This is a genomic window from Prevotella sp. TF12-30, assembly GCF_003436715.1.
Taxonomy (GTDB): Bacteria; Bacteroidota; Bacteroidia; order Bacteroidales; family Bacteroidaceae; genus Prevotella; species Prevotella copri_A.
Map to the genome: position 1 here is coordinate 66,553 of NZ_QSQJ01000008.1, position 13,613 is coordinate 80,165.

At 48.3% G+C, this 13,613-nt stretch carries 12 protein-coding genes; 6 read left to right on the forward strand and 6 right to left on the reverse strand.

Going from position 1 to position 13,613, the window contains the following annotated elements; all coding sequences use genetic code 11:
- Positions 1-54: 54 nt before the first annotated feature.
- Positions 55-609, forward strand: coding sequence for a dTDP-4-dehydrorhamnose 3,5-epimerase (gene rfbC / locus DXD25_RS05085; protein ID WP_117662067.1), 555 nt, complete (start codon positions 55-57; stop codon positions 607-609).
- Positions 610-623: 14 nt separating this feature from the next.
- Entirely contained in the window at positions 624-1,430 is an 807-nt protein-coding gene (locus DXD25_RS05090) for a DUF4738 domain-containing protein (RefSeq protein ID WP_117662068.1), read from the forward strand.
- 87 nt (positions 1,431-1,517) lie between these two features.
- On the opposite strand, the gene DXD25_RS05095 is transcribed toward DXD25_RS05090, so the two are convergent.
- The 5 genes from DXD25_RS05095 to pgk all read right to left on the reverse strand — a co-directional run bounded on the left by DXD25_RS05095 (position 1,518) and on the right by pgk (position 7,458).
- On the reverse strand, positions 1,518-2,666 hold the full coding sequence (locus tag DXD25_RS05095) for a sodium ion-translocating decarboxylase subunit beta (RefSeq protein WP_117662069.1): 1,149 nt from the start codon (positions 2,664-2,666) through the stop codon (positions 1,518-1,520).
- A gap of 7 nt (positions 2,667-2,673) precedes the next feature.
- Positions 2,674-3,141, reverse strand: coding sequence for a biotin/lipoyl-containing protein (locus DXD25_RS05100; RefSeq protein WP_117662070.1), 468 nt, complete (start codon positions 3,139-3,141; stop codon positions 2,674-2,676).
- Positions 3,142-3,149: 8 nt separating this feature from the next.
- A complete protein-coding gene (locus DXD25_RS05105) occupies positions 3,150-4,172 on the reverse strand; it encodes an OadG family protein (RefSeq protein ID WP_158556296.1) in 1,023 nt (340 codons plus the stop codon).
- A 193-nt stretch (positions 4,173-4,365) separates the two neighbouring features.
- A complete protein-coding gene (locus DXD25_RS05110; RefSeq protein WP_089542761.1) occupies positions 4,366-6,060 on the reverse strand; it encodes a putative transporter in 1,695 nt (564 codons plus the stop codon).
- 150 nt (positions 6,061-6,210) lie between these two features.
- Positions 6,211-7,458 (reverse strand): phosphoglycerate kinase, encoded by a 1,248-nt coding sequence (gene pgk, locus DXD25_RS05115; protein WP_089542760.1) that lies wholly within the window; start codon positions 7,456-7,458, stop codon positions 6,211-6,213.
- 334 nt (positions 7,459-7,792) lie between these two features.
- Between pgk and radA the strand changes: the two genes are divergently transcribed.
- The 3 genes from radA to DXD25_RS05130 all read left to right on the forward strand — a co-directional run bounded on the left by radA (position 7,793) and on the right by DXD25_RS05130 (position 11,210).
- Positions 7,793-9,277: a DNA repair protein RadA gene (radA, locus tag DXD25_RS05120; RefSeq protein WP_117662072.1), complete on the forward strand. Its 1,485-nt coding sequence runs from the start codon at positions 7,793-7,795 to the stop codon at positions 9,275-9,277.
- 99 nt (positions 9,278-9,376) lie between these two features.
- Entirely contained in the window at positions 9,377-10,030 is a 654-nt protein-coding gene (gene queC, locus DXD25_RS05125; RefSeq protein WP_117662073.1) for a 7-cyano-7-deazaguanine synthase QueC, read from the forward strand.
- A gap of 70 nt (positions 10,031-10,100) precedes the next feature.
- Positions 10,101-11,210, forward strand: coding sequence for a TlpA disulfide reductase family protein (locus DXD25_RS05130; protein WP_117662074.1), 1,110 nt, complete (start codon positions 10,101-10,103; stop codon positions 11,208-11,210).
- A gap of 38 nt (positions 11,211-11,248) precedes the next feature.
- Here DXD25_RS05130 and DXD25_RS05135 read toward each other — a convergent pair whose 3' ends face one another.
- Positions 11,249-12,610, reverse strand: a complete 1,362-nt coding sequence (locus tag DXD25_RS05135) for a transglycosylase SLT domain-containing protein (RefSeq protein WP_117662075.1) — start codon at positions 12,608-12,610, stop codon at positions 11,249-11,251.
- 105 nt (positions 12,611-12,715) lie between these two features.
- On the opposite strand from DXD25_RS05135, the gene hisG reads away from it, so the two are divergent.
- Positions 12,716-13,567 (forward strand): ATP phosphoribosyltransferase, encoded by an 852-nt coding sequence (gene hisG, locus DXD25_RS05140; RefSeq protein WP_117662076.1) that lies wholly within the window; start codon positions 12,716-12,718, stop codon positions 13,565-13,567.
- Positions 13,568-13,613: the final 46 nt, after the last annotated feature.

Here is a 13,613-nt window from a genome sequence, read left to right on the forward strand (position 1 = left end):
ATATCACCAAAAAGTATTATCTTTGCCACTAAAAAATAGAACAAGTATATAGCAATGGAATATACAGAGACCGAAATAGAAGGAGTGTGGGTCATACAGCCAAAAGTGTTTGATGATGCTAGAGGCTACTTTTTCGAGGCTTGGAAACAGGCTGAGTTCGATGCCCACATTGGTTATCATGTTGAGTTTGTGCAAGACAATGAGTCTATGTCGAGTAGAGGCGTGCTTCGAGGCCTTCATTATCAGAAGGGCGAAAGTTCGCAGGCTAAACTGGTGCGTGTCATCAAGGGTAAAGTACTGGATGTTGCGGTAGATTTACGTAAAGGCAGCAAGACCTTCGGCAAGTATGTAATGGTGGAACTGAGTGAAGAAAATAAGCTGCAGTTCTTCATTCCTCGTGGCTTTGCGCATGGCTTCCTTGTGCTCAGCGACGAGGCAATCTTTACCTATAAAGTAGATAACCCTTATGCTCCTCAAGCTGAGGCAAGTATCCGCTGGAATGATGAAACCATTGGTATCAAGTGGCCTATTGAGGGCGAAAATGTATTGCTCTCAGAAAAAGACCTCAATAAGGCGCTGTCTTTTGAGGAGGCTGAGTATTTTGAGTAAGATATCGTGAAAAGATGAAACAAGTTATTAACATATTGTTGTGTGCAAGCCTCCTGGCGGCGATGGCCAGCTGCGGACAGAAGTCTGCGGGTAAGGATTCTGCCGGAGTAAAGGAGGATACTGCTGCCAAGAAAATGCTCCAGGGTATCTGGTTGGATGGCGATGATGAGGATGATGTTGTCTTTCGCGTGAAGGGTGACACCATCTACTATCCTGATTCTACCAGCCAGCCGGTATATTTCTATATTGCTGGCGATACGCTGGTGATGAAGGGTGCCAATACGGCCAAATATCCGATTATCAAGCAGGCTGCTCATATCTTCCAGTTTAAGGTGCTGAATGGCGATATTATGAAACTCGTCAAGACAGACGATACTTCTTATCTGCAGCAGTTCCTGCATAATCAGCCGGTGGTTCTCAACCAGAATACGCTTATCAAGAGAGATTCTGTGGTGTATGCAGGCGACGAGAAATTGCATCTCTATGTGCAGGTGAACCCTACTACCTATAAGGTTTTCAAGAGTTCATACAATGATGATGGCGTAGAAGTGGATAATGTCTATTACGACAACATCGTGAACGTGAACATCTACCGGGGTGCCAGCAGGATTTTCGGCCGTGACTTCCGTAAGGAGGATTTCGATGGACAGGTTCCTCATGAGTTCCTCAAGCAGGCGATTTTGAGTGATATCGTACTGAAAAAGGTGGATACCGATGGACTTCATTATAGAGTGGTTTTGGCTATGCCGGACAGCAGTATGAGTTATCAGGTGGAAATCATCATCTCGCTCGAGGGCAAAATGACGATCAAGAAGAGCTAGCTTTTTTAGAAACTGTGCTCTTTTAGAAAATAGGAAATATGAAAAATGGGAACTTGCATTTGAGCAAGTTCCCATTTTTCGTATTGATCAATTAAAGAATCCCAGCAGGGCGCCGGCGGCTACGGCGGAACCGATGACTCCTGCAACATTCGGACCCATGGCGTGCATGAGCAGGAAGTTGTGACGGTCGTACTCCAAACCGAGGTTGTTGCTGATGCGGGCACTCATAGGCACGGCACTCACACCGGCATTTCCGATCAGTGGGTTCAGCTTCTTGCCCTTTGGCAGGAAGAGGTTCATCAGTTTCACGAAGAGGATACCGCTGGCTGAAGCGATGATGAATGCCAGGGCACCGAGGGCGAAGATCTTGATGGTGTTCAGGGTGAGAAACTCAGATGCCTGGGTAGAACAGCCTACTGTCAAGCCGAGCAGCATTACCACGATGTCATTCAGGCTGCTGCCTGCTGTCTTGGCAAGTCTAGTCGTCTTTCCGCTTTCCTTCAGGAGATTTCCGAAGAAAAGCATACCGAGCAATGGCAGACCTGATGGTACGATGAAGGTGGTGAGCAGCAAACCGACGATAGGGAAGAGAATCTTCTCTGTCTGTGATACCTGACGTGCTGGCTTCATCTTGATGATGCGCTCTTCCTTGGTGGTGAGCAGACGCATCAATGGGGGCTGGATTACTGGCACCAATGCCATATAGGAGTAGGCACAAACGGCGATGGCTCCCATCAGGTTAGGACTTAACTTACTGCTCAGGAAGATGGCGGTAGGTCCGTCGGCACCACCTATGATGGCAATACCGGCTGCCTGGTTCGGTTCGAACCCCAGAGCCAGGGCTATCATATAGGCACCGAAGATGCCAAACTGTGCGGCGGCTCCTATCAGAATCAGCTTCGGATTGGAAATCAATGCCGAGAAGTCGGTCATCGCTCCGATGCCCAGGAAGACAAGTGGGGGATACCATCCCTGTCTTACTCCCTGATAGAAGATGTTCAGAACGGAATTATCTTCGTATAGGCCTATTTCGAGTCCGGCATCAGCACGGAAGGGGATGTTGCCCAGGATGATGCCCAGTCCGATGGGCACCAGGAGAAGTGGTTCGAAATCCTTCTTGATGGCAAGCCAGATGCAGATAACTCCTATCACGATCATGGCGAGGTTTCCTGCCGTGGCGTTTGCAAAGCCCGTATAGGTCAGGAACTCATTGAAGTTTTGTATGATGAAATCCATAAGCTATCTATTTAATGGTTACTAACGTGTCTCCTTCCATCACGGCATCGCCTTTATTCACGTTGATGCTGGTGATGGTTCCGGAAGTCTCTGCCTCGATGTTGTTCTGCATCTTCATGGCTTCGAGAATCACGACGGTATCGCCTGCGTTAACCTTGTCACCCACCTTCACCTTGATTTCGTTGATGGTGCCAGGCAGAGGGGCTACCACTGGCTTGCCGGCAGCTGCTGCAGTCGGTTTGGCGGTTGGCGCAGCTGTAGCATTTGCTGTAGAAGTGGAAGAACTGTTGTTATTCTCGCTTTTTACAGTTTGTTCTCCTCCCAACTTCACTTTCTGCTTGCTAGCCTTCACAGGCTGCTTCATTTCCACTTCGAATGGGATGCCATTCACGGTTACGTTGGCGATGTTGCCTTCTATATCCTGGATCTCGACTTCGTAATCGACTCCTTTCACTGTATATTGATACTTAGCCATAGTTTCTGTTATTTAGAATTATTGATATTATTGAATTTCGGAGCATTCCATCTTGTCTGTTTAGGCTTGATGGTGATGATGCCTGATTCCACATCATGTACATCCTCCAGGTATTCCCTGAGGGCAAGTGAAATCACGGCCATGTAAATCTCCTTGTCGATACCCTTGGTCTCCAGACCATCCTTCAGCAGGATATTGGTCTTATGACTCAGGTCTTGCGTTACCTCAATGGTCTTCTTGCCGGTCTTATATAATAAGGTGGCATGCTTCTCGGTGGCACGGGCGATGCGCTGCTTGTGTTTCATGTAGGCTCCGAATGCCCAGAATACGACGAAGAGGAGGGCGAGACATGAGAATACGATGCCCATTGAAAGCACGGAGATGCCGATGCCGTATGGATCCTGCTTCTTCAGAAGCTGTGCCTTGCTCAGACCTATGTGTTGTGGCAGATAGCCCGGGGTGATGGCTCCAGCTATGGCTTTCTCCCATGTCTTGAAATCCTGTCTCAATTCATAGCTTTCGTCGGCAGCCAATACAGGCACGCTTACGGAGTCTATCAAGTCCACGGCATTTCCGTCATAGAGGGCTATCCAGTTGGGCTTCTTTTCCTGTAGAATCAGATTGAGGTGGAAAGGACCTGTGTTGGAAGAATCCTTTGCCTTCCAAAGCTGTCCGTTCCAGCCGTCTTTGTACCAGGAGCTGCTGTCGAAGATGACGATGCTTTTCTTGCCGCCCAGTGTGGTTCGGGGCTCGTTGTTCGGCAAGGGGCACATCAGTTGTCGGCGTGCTTCGGGCGAAAGATTCTTGTTGAGAACCCGTCGGTCGGTGGTTAGGAACATACCACGTACGTTATACGTGGTAAAGGAGGAATTGCTCAATTCCACCCATGGTTTGTGCTGACCGTACTCATCTACGAGGTTGGTACGGTTGTGGGTCATCACCTCCGTAATACGGATGCTCTTGGCTCCCTGGCTCCAAGCGGACAAGGATGCGATGACTAGCATGGTTATCAAAAATCCCAATTTCTTCATACGCATATCAACGTTTTAGAAGTTTTCATTTTTAAGAAAATCACATTAGGTTTTCTTGTCTGTTGTTTTAATGCGTCAAAGTTACGAATAATTTGTGAAAAGGCAACAAAAAAGGTGCACAATTTTTTATCTTTGTGCACCTCTTTTATAATTTATAACTATTACTAGTTGTTTTGTTAACTTTTGTAAGCGTTTAGGCTCCGCAGAAGAACAGCACCACGATCTGGGCTGTAAAGATACGGAGGAACATACTCAATGGATATACAGTAGAGTAACCTACGGCTGGAGCCTCCTTAGAGCATGATGCGTTGGCATAAGCTAGGGCAGGAGGGTCGGTATAAGTACCGGCAAGCATACCCATGATGGTGAAGTAATTGAACTTGAACTTCAATCTGGCGATGGTACCCACGATGAGGATAGGAATGATGGTGATGAGGAAACCGCATCCCACATATTTCAATCCGTCGCCCTGAACCACTGTGTCCCAGAATCCGGCACCCGCCTTGATTCCCACACTCGCCAGGAAGAGTACCAGTCCTATCTCTCGCAGCATCATGTTGGCGGAGGTAGTGGTGTAGGTAACCAGCTTCATGCGATAACCGAAACGGCCGATGAGGATGGCGATGATGAGCGGACCACCGGCGATACCCAGCTTCAGAGGCACTGGCATGCCAGGGATAGCGAATGGGAGAGAACCGAAGATGATACCTACCATGATACCGATGAAGATGGTAGCGATGTTAGGCGCATCGAGGCGCTTTACAGAGTTACCCATGATTTCAGCCACACGGTTTACATTCTCCTCAGGACCTACTACCATCACGCGGTCGCCCACGTGGAAGTGGTGGTTACGGCCTGCGAAGAGATCCATACCCTGACGGGAAATACGGGTCACGTTCACACCATATACACTGGAGAAGTGCATCTTGCCAAGGGTCTTGCCGTTCATCTCAGGACGGGTAACGATGATTCTTCTGGATACGAAATGTTGAACCTCATCCTTCTCGCGGTCCCACTCTGCATCAATCTCAGGACCGATGAAAGCCTTGATGGCTTCTGCATCAGCCTCAGCACAAACCACGAGCAGCTCGTCGCCTACCTCGAAGGTTGTCTTGCTGTTAGGGATGCTCACCTCTCCGTTGTGGAGGAGTCTTGAGCAGACGATGTCTCGGTTCAAGAACTCTGAAACCTCTCTCAGTGTTCTACCTGCGATGTAGGCATTCTCCACGCGCAGGTGCATATTGTGAGGTTTTGCATGAGGGTTGGCAGCCTCCTCCTCGTTGAGCTGCTCTTCTTCTGCAGCCATATCCACGCGGGTGATGTATTTGATGAGGATGGTAGCACCAATGATACCAACCACACCCAGAGGATAGGCACAGGCATAACCGTTGGCGATGCTAGGAGCACCGTTAGGGAAAACACTGAGCAATGCCTCGTTGGCAGCACCAAGACCTGGGGTGTTGGTAACCGCACCATAGAGGGTACCCACCATCATAGGCAGGTTCTGTGGGTTGCTAGTGTCGAAGAAGAGGTAATAGCATCCGAACATCACGAGGATGTTGAGCAGGATAGCTGTAGCAGAAAGCAAGTTCAGCGTCACACCACCTTTCTTGAAACTTTCGAAGAAGCCAGGACCCACCTGCATACCAATCATGAAGACAAAGAGTATCAATCCGAAGTCTTGCACGAAGGTAAGGATTTCCTTAGGGCCCGTGAAGCCCACGTGGCCGGCCAGGATACCTGCGAAGAGCACGAAGGTAACACCCAGCGAGATGCCACCGATCTTGATCTTTCCCAGATACACACCAACCGCAATCACGATTGCGTAGAGTAGGGCGATGTGAGCCACCGACTCTGTGTTGGTGAAAAGATTAATAATCCAATCCATTAATTTCTTTTAAATTTTCGGTTTTAATAATATATTGAATAAAGGGAATACTGTATCGTGATTATTAAGGCAGGGTATCTTATATTGAAAAATTCGAGGACATCCACGGATGGGATGCCCCCGAACTCAATTTATATAGAAACCTATTGATTACTTCTCAATAGCTGCTACACCTGGCAATACCTTGCCCTCGATAGCCTCGAGGAGAGCACCACCACCTGTAGAGATATAAGATACCTGATCAGCCAAACCGAACTTGTTGATGCAAGCTACAGAGTCGCCACCACCGATGAGTGAGAATGCACCTTCCTTAGTAGCCTCAGCGATTGCGTCAGCGATAGCCTTAGAACCACCAGCGAAGTTGTCGAACTCGAATACACCTGCAGGACCGTTCCAGAGGATTGTCTTAGCACCCTTGATAGCTGCAGCGAAAGCCTTGCGAGTCTCAGGACCTGCGTCCATACCCTCCCAGCCGTCAGGGATGTTGTTAGATGGGCAAACCTGGGTATTGCAGTCGTTCTTGAAGTCGTCACCGCAGATAGAGTCTGTGCCGAGTACGAGGTTTACACCGTTCTCCTTAGCCTTCTTGATTACGTCGAGAGCTACATCGAGCTTGTCATCCTCGCAGATAGACATACCGATCTTGCCACCGAGAGCCTTAGAGAATGTATAAGTCATACCACCGCAGAGAATCAGGTTGTCAACCTTAGTCAACAAGTTCTCGATGATACCGATCTTGGTAGAAACCTTAGAACCACCCATGATAGCTGTGAATGGGCGCTTGATGTTGCCGAGAACTGCGTCAACAGCCTTTACCTCTTTCTCCATCAGGAAACCGAGCATCTTGTGATCCTTGTCGAAAGAATCTGCGATGACAGCTGTAGAAGCGTGCTTGCGGTGAGCTGTACCGAATGCGTCCATTACATATACGTCAGCGTAAGAAGCCAACTTAGCAGCGAACTTCTTCTGACGCTCCTTCATCTCAGCCTTAGCAGCGTCGAACTCAGGAGTACCCTTCTCTACACCTACTGGCTTACCTTCCTCTTCAGGATAGAAACGAAGGTTCTCGAGCAAGAGAGCCTCACCTGGCTTCAAAGCAGCAGCCTCAGCATCAGCGTTACCGCAGTCCTTAGCAAACTTAACCTCTACACCGAGAGCGTCTGATACGTTCTTAACAATCTGAGAGAGTGAAAGTTCTGGCTTAACCTTGCCCTTTGGCTTACCCATGTGGCTCATCATGATGAGCGCACCACCGTCTGCGAGTACCTTCTTCAAAGTAGGGAGGGCACCGCGGATACGAGTGTCGTCTGTTACATTACCATTCTCATCCAATGGCACGTTGAAATCAACGCGTACGATTGCCTTGTGACCAGCAAAGTTAAAATTCTCAATTTTCATTTTACCTAAATTTTTATATTAGTATTATGTTATTAACCCTGTTTACTGCTGAAACGACCTTTGCCCTACGACTAGTGAGCTTATCAGGCTCCTATGTGCATACTATATAAAAATAGGAGTGGTGTCGGGTCGTAACAAACTCTTTCCGTAGGCAAAAGTAACAAAAATAATCGGTACTACCAAATCTTTCTGCTACGATTTAAAGATTTTTTGTGGTAGATAAGCTTTTTTGCCATATCTACTTTGCAAAACGATGGTTATAAAATGTAAAAATGGTTACTTTTTTAGTGTTTAAAGAAAAAAAACTGTACCTTTGCCGACAAATTCAATCGTTATGGCAAAAGATAAGATAGCATACGTTTGCAGCAACTGCGGGCAGGAAAGTGCCAAGTGGATGGGTAAATGCCCTAGCTGCGGACAATGGAATACTTTTAAGGAGATTCGCATTGCGGCTGATTCGGGATCGCAGGCGGCTAAAAGCGCTGGCATGACCATGAGGCATGGCGGGGCTGCTACCATGTTTGGTGGGCAACACTCCGACGCGGATGCCAAGCCGATGAATCTGAAGGATATTTCGGCAGTGGATGAGCCGCGTATCGATATGATGGACGAGGAGCTGAACCGCGTACTGGGTGGCGGTATGGTGCCGGGAAGCATCACCCTGCTGGGCGGTGAACCGGGCATCGGAAAGAGTACCCTTACGCTGCAGACTATTCTGAATATGAAACATAGAAGGGTGCTGTATGTGAGCGGTGAGGAGAGTGCCCATCAGATTAAGCTGAGAGCTGACAGACTGGCGAAGGGACAGGCTATGCTGAAGAATGGTTCAACTGGAGATGCTGCTTCGGCAGATGGAATTCCACCGGAGAATGCCTTCGATCATATTATGATTCTCTGTGAAACACAGTTAGAGAAAATCTTTTCCCATATTCAGCAAGTGGCTCCAGAACTGATAGTTATCGATTCTATCCAAACAATTGCTACAGAGAGTGTGGATAGTTCTCCTGGTTCTGTATCCCAGGTGCGTGAATGCGCAGCATCGCTCCTGAGATTTGCCAAGACCAGCGGTATCCCTGTTATCCTGATCGGACATATTAATAAGGAGGGAACCCTGGCTGGTCCGAAGATTCTGGAGCATATTGTGGATACCGTCATCCAGTTTGAGGGTGATCAACATTATATGTACCGCATCCTGCGAAGCATCAAGAACCGATTCGGAAGCACTTCGGAACTCGGCATCTACGAGATGCTGCAGGGAGGATTGAGACAGGTGAGCAATCCGTCGGAACTGCTCCTTACGGAAGACCATGACGGATTGTCGGGTGTTGCCATCAGTGCTGCCATTGAGGGTGTGCGCCCGTTCCTGGTGGAAACGCAGGCTCTGGTGAGCACGGCGGCATACGGAACTCCCCAGCGCTCGGCAACGGGTTTCGACCAGCGAAGACTGAATATGCTCCTTGCAGTGATGGAGAAGCGAGTGGGCTTCAAGTTGATGGCGAAAGATGTGTTCCTGAACATTGCGGGAGGCTTGCGAGTGACGGACCCTGCGATGGACCTGAGTGTACTGGCTGCGGTATTGAGCAGCAATGTGGATACAGCGATAGAGCAGGGCTGGTGTATGTGTGGCGAGGTAGGACTCAGTGGCGAGGTTCGTCCGGTGAGCCGTATCGAGCAGCGCGTCGCTGAGGCAGAGAAGCTCGGTTTCCAGCATATCATCATTCCGAAATATAATTATCATGGTTTCGACCATAAGAAGTATCAGATAGAGATTCATCCCGTAAGGAAGGTGGAAGAGGCGTTCCGCTGCCTGTTCGGGTGAAGATCTCACGCAGATTTCACGGATTCCGCAGATTTTTGTGTACAATCTGACTTTATGAATATTGTATAATCTGACTTTAAAATAAAAAGTTCAAAATAAATGAAGGATTCAGTAATTATTGTGAGCGGCGGTATGGATAGTATTACCCTGCTCTATGACAAGAAGGACGAGATAGCCCTGGGTATCAGTTTCAACTATGGAAGCAATCACAACGAGCGGGAGATCCCTTTCGCCAAGATGCACTGCGAGCGACTGGGCATCAAGCATATCAACATTGATCTGGGATTCATGCATCAGTATTTCAAGAGCTCTCTCCTGGAAGGTGCCGATGCCATCCCTGAGGGACATTATGCCGATGACAATATGAAATCTACCGTGGTGCCTTTCCGTAATGGTATCATGCTGAGTATCGCCATCGGTATCGCTGAGAGCAACAATCTGAAGAAGGTGCTCATCGCCAATCACGGCGGCGACCACACTATCTATCCGGACTGTCGCCCTGAATTTATCAAGGCAATCGATGAGGCTGCCGAGGCTGGCACCTTCGTAGATGTTCGCGTGGTGGCTCCTTATACCAACATCACCAAGGGTGAGATTGCAGCCATCGGCAAGAAACTCGGTATTGACTATGCCGAGACCTGGAGCTGCTACAAGGGTGGTGAGAAGCACTGCGGAAAGTGCGGTACCTGCGTGGAGCGCAAGGAAGCCCTGGCTGAGGCAGGTATCGAAGATACTACGGAGTATGAGGAATAAAGAATGCCTTATATAATTAAGGTATGGGTAAAAGTTAATGTGGAAATATAAAAGATAAAACATAAAACAAATGAAGAAAATGATTTTTACAGCTGCTATGATGCTGGCATCTGCAGCAGCGATGGCTCAGAGCGGAACCTTTCAGATCAAGGGTAACGTAGAGGGGTTGCCGGATTCTCTGGTAGCTATGATTGGAAGAAAGACGGAAAACATTGATGTTAAGAAAAAGAAGTTTGAGTTCTCCAAGAACTTTGATAAGCCTCAATGGGTTTATCTCTGTGACCAGAAGGTCATCAAGAGTGGAGCATTTAGTGCAATCCCTGTCTTTGCTATTCCGAGTGAGACTATTGAGATGAAGGGTAACTTCACTGGGGGTGTCGATATCAAGGGAGGTAAATTCTATCAGGAGCAGGATTTGATGAATGAGTATAAGGGTCAGGCTTACAAGGATATCAAAGCGCTCTGGAAATGGTATTCTGACAATGTGAATGACAGCAACCGCGATTCTATCGAAAAAGTTGTAGATGAGCGTATGGAACCTTTGCAGAAGAAGTATGCTGCCGACCTTCTTGCTTATGCCAAGCAGCATTCTGATCAGGAATGTATCGCTCTTCTCATCGACGAGCTGGACGATGTCAAGGATAAGGAGACTTTGATCAGTCTGATGGCAGATAACGTCAAGAATGGTAGAATGAAGGCATACTATGAGCCAATATTCGAACGTGCCAAGAAGCGCGCAGAGATGGAGGAGAAGGCTAAAGTGGTTCAGGCTTCCGGTGTAGAGGCTCCTGATTTCACCTTGAATGATATCAACGGCAAGCCATTCTCTCTTTCCAGCCTTCGTGGCAAGTATGTTGTCATCGACTTCTGGGGTTCCTGGTGTATCTGGTGTATCAAGGGTATGCCTAAGATGAAGGAGTACTACGAGAAGTACAAGGGTAAGTTCGAGATTCTGGGTGTTGACTGCAATGATACCGAGGCAAAGTGGAAGGCTGCCGTTGAGAAGCATCAGTTGCCATGGATTCATGTTTATAATCCAAAGGGTAGCGATGTGCTCGACAAGTATGCTGTTCAGGGCTTCCCAACTAAGATTGTCATCGGTCCTGACGGCAAGATTGTGAAGACCATTGTGGGTGAGGATCCTGCATTCTACACCTTGCTCGATGAAGTTTTGAAATAATGATAAAGGCTTCTGCGGATTCGCAGAAGCCTTTATCATTATATATGGTATTTCCTTTGATAGTTTCTCTTTGATTTTACCGGTGCTCCATTGAAGGAGTCGGTGCCTCTTCCGATGCCTGGTCCACGGCTGCCGCCCCGATAGCTCTCGTGGAAGCTGGCTCCACCGCAGTACTCGCTCCAGCGGGCACGGATTCTATCTACATAATCTGCCGTCTCTGTACCTCGCATATAACCATATTTCACCACAGGGTCTCCATAATAGGCGGGTTGGGTAAGGCGCAGCACGTATTCTCTTACATGTCCCCAGTTCTGTGGGTTGCCACCATGTTTCCTGGTCAGTGCCATTGCATCACGGATATGGTGAAAACCGCCATTATAGGCAGCCAGGGCGAAGAGCGCACGCTGTGCCGGATCGCCTACATCCGAGAAATGTCCCTGGAGTTCTGCCATGTATCTGGCTGCTGCTGCCACATTCGCCTCTGCATCGTGGATGGCACTCATCGGTAATCCCAGGTGGGCAGCGGTAGATGGCATGATCTGCATCAGTCCGCAGGCGCCAGCCCATGATTTGGCATTCGGGTCGAAGCAACTCTCTTGGTAACACTGTGCAGCCATCAGGCGCCAGTCCATACGTGCCGTTCCGCTGTATCTCATAAAGAGATGGTCGTAGCGGGAGATGACTCCCTTGGAACGGTTGAGGAAAGGAGAATAGACATGTCGGCGGATGCTTGCCGTAGAGAGCAGGAAGGACTCTTCCTTTTTCACCTCGGCTATCAGTTTTGGCTTGAACCATCCGTTCAGTGTATCGGCGAGACTCTTGTTGCCGCCAACTACCGCCCACTGCGTCTTGCCTTTATCAGGCGTTACGCCGCAGAAAAGTAGATTGATAGTCTTGCTATCTCCGGAAACCGATTTTGCAGCCGTTTTGTTCTTTCCTGCCGATGACTTTTCACCTTTTAATATATGACGGGGCAGGGGAACGGCGATGATGTCGCCTTCTCCCTTCTGGAGCTTCTGAATCATCTCGGTAGTATCCTTGCATTCCTCCACTCTCAGCGACACACCAATCTGCTGGGCAAACTTCTCGCAGAGCAGGTACTGCAGACCCATTCCGTGGTTGTGGTAATCATAATAGGTGGTAGGACCATTCACAGTAAGCATGATCAGCTCGCCATTGTCCTGGATATCCGACAGCGACAAACCCCGTTGCTGAGCCTGAGCGCCAGCATCGCCATCTGCTGCGTTTTCGTCAGTTCCCTCTTCATCAGAACCGTCCATATCTTCCACTTCACCCACGGGAGTTCCCCAGGGAGTGAGTTCCTGTTGCGGTTTCTTGTCAGCGCAACTGGCAAGCAAAAACAGCGAATATAATGTGTATAAATATATTTTTTTTCTCATTGCGACTGCAAAAGTACAAAAAAAAAGCATATAAGTGCGAAATTATTTGCATATTCTAACAATTTTATGTACTTTTGCAATGTTTTTCAAACAAAATACAGAAATATGTTACGAATAGCAGTACAAAGTAAAGGTCGTCTGTTCGACGACACAATGAATCTTTTAGCAGAGGCGGACATCAAGGTAAGCGCCTCAAAGCGCACTCTTCTGGTGCAGGCAAGTAATTTCCCTCTGGAGGTGCTCTATCTCCGCGATGACGATATTCCTCAGAGCGTAGCCTCTGGCGTTGCCGACATCGGTATCGTGGGTGAGAATGAATTTGTAGAGCGTGGTGAAAACGCACAGATTATCGACCGATTGGGTTTCAGCAAGTGCCGCTTGAGTCTTGCCATCCCTAAGAAGATTGATTATCCAGGATTGCAGTGGTTTAATGGCAAGAAGATTGCTACTTCTTATCCTAACATCCTGCGCAACTTCATGAAGAAGAACAATATCAATGCCGACATTCACGTCATCACTGGTTCTGTGGAGATTAGCCCGGGTATCGGTCTGGCAGATGGTATCTTTGATATTGTCAGCTCTGGTTCTACACTGGTAAGCAACAATCTCGCCGAGGTTGAGGTGGTGATGAAGAGCGAGGCTCTGCTCATCGGCAACTGGAAAATGGATGATGAGAAGCATCAGATTCTCAACGAGATGCTGTTCCGCTTCGAGGCTGTACGCTCTGCACAGGACAAGAAGTACGTGATGATGAATGCCCCTAAGGCAAAGGTCGAGGAGATTACCCAGGTATTGCCAGGTATCAAGAGCCCTACCATCATCCCATTGGCAGACGAGGAGTGGTGCTCTATCCACACCGTTCTCGATGAGAAGCGCTTCTGGGAAATCATCGGTAAGTTGAAGGAACTCGGTGCACAGGGCATCCTGGTGACACCAATCGAGAAGATGATATTGTAACATTGAACTGTTTGCAAAGTTCAATGTATTAATAAATTTCAAAGTA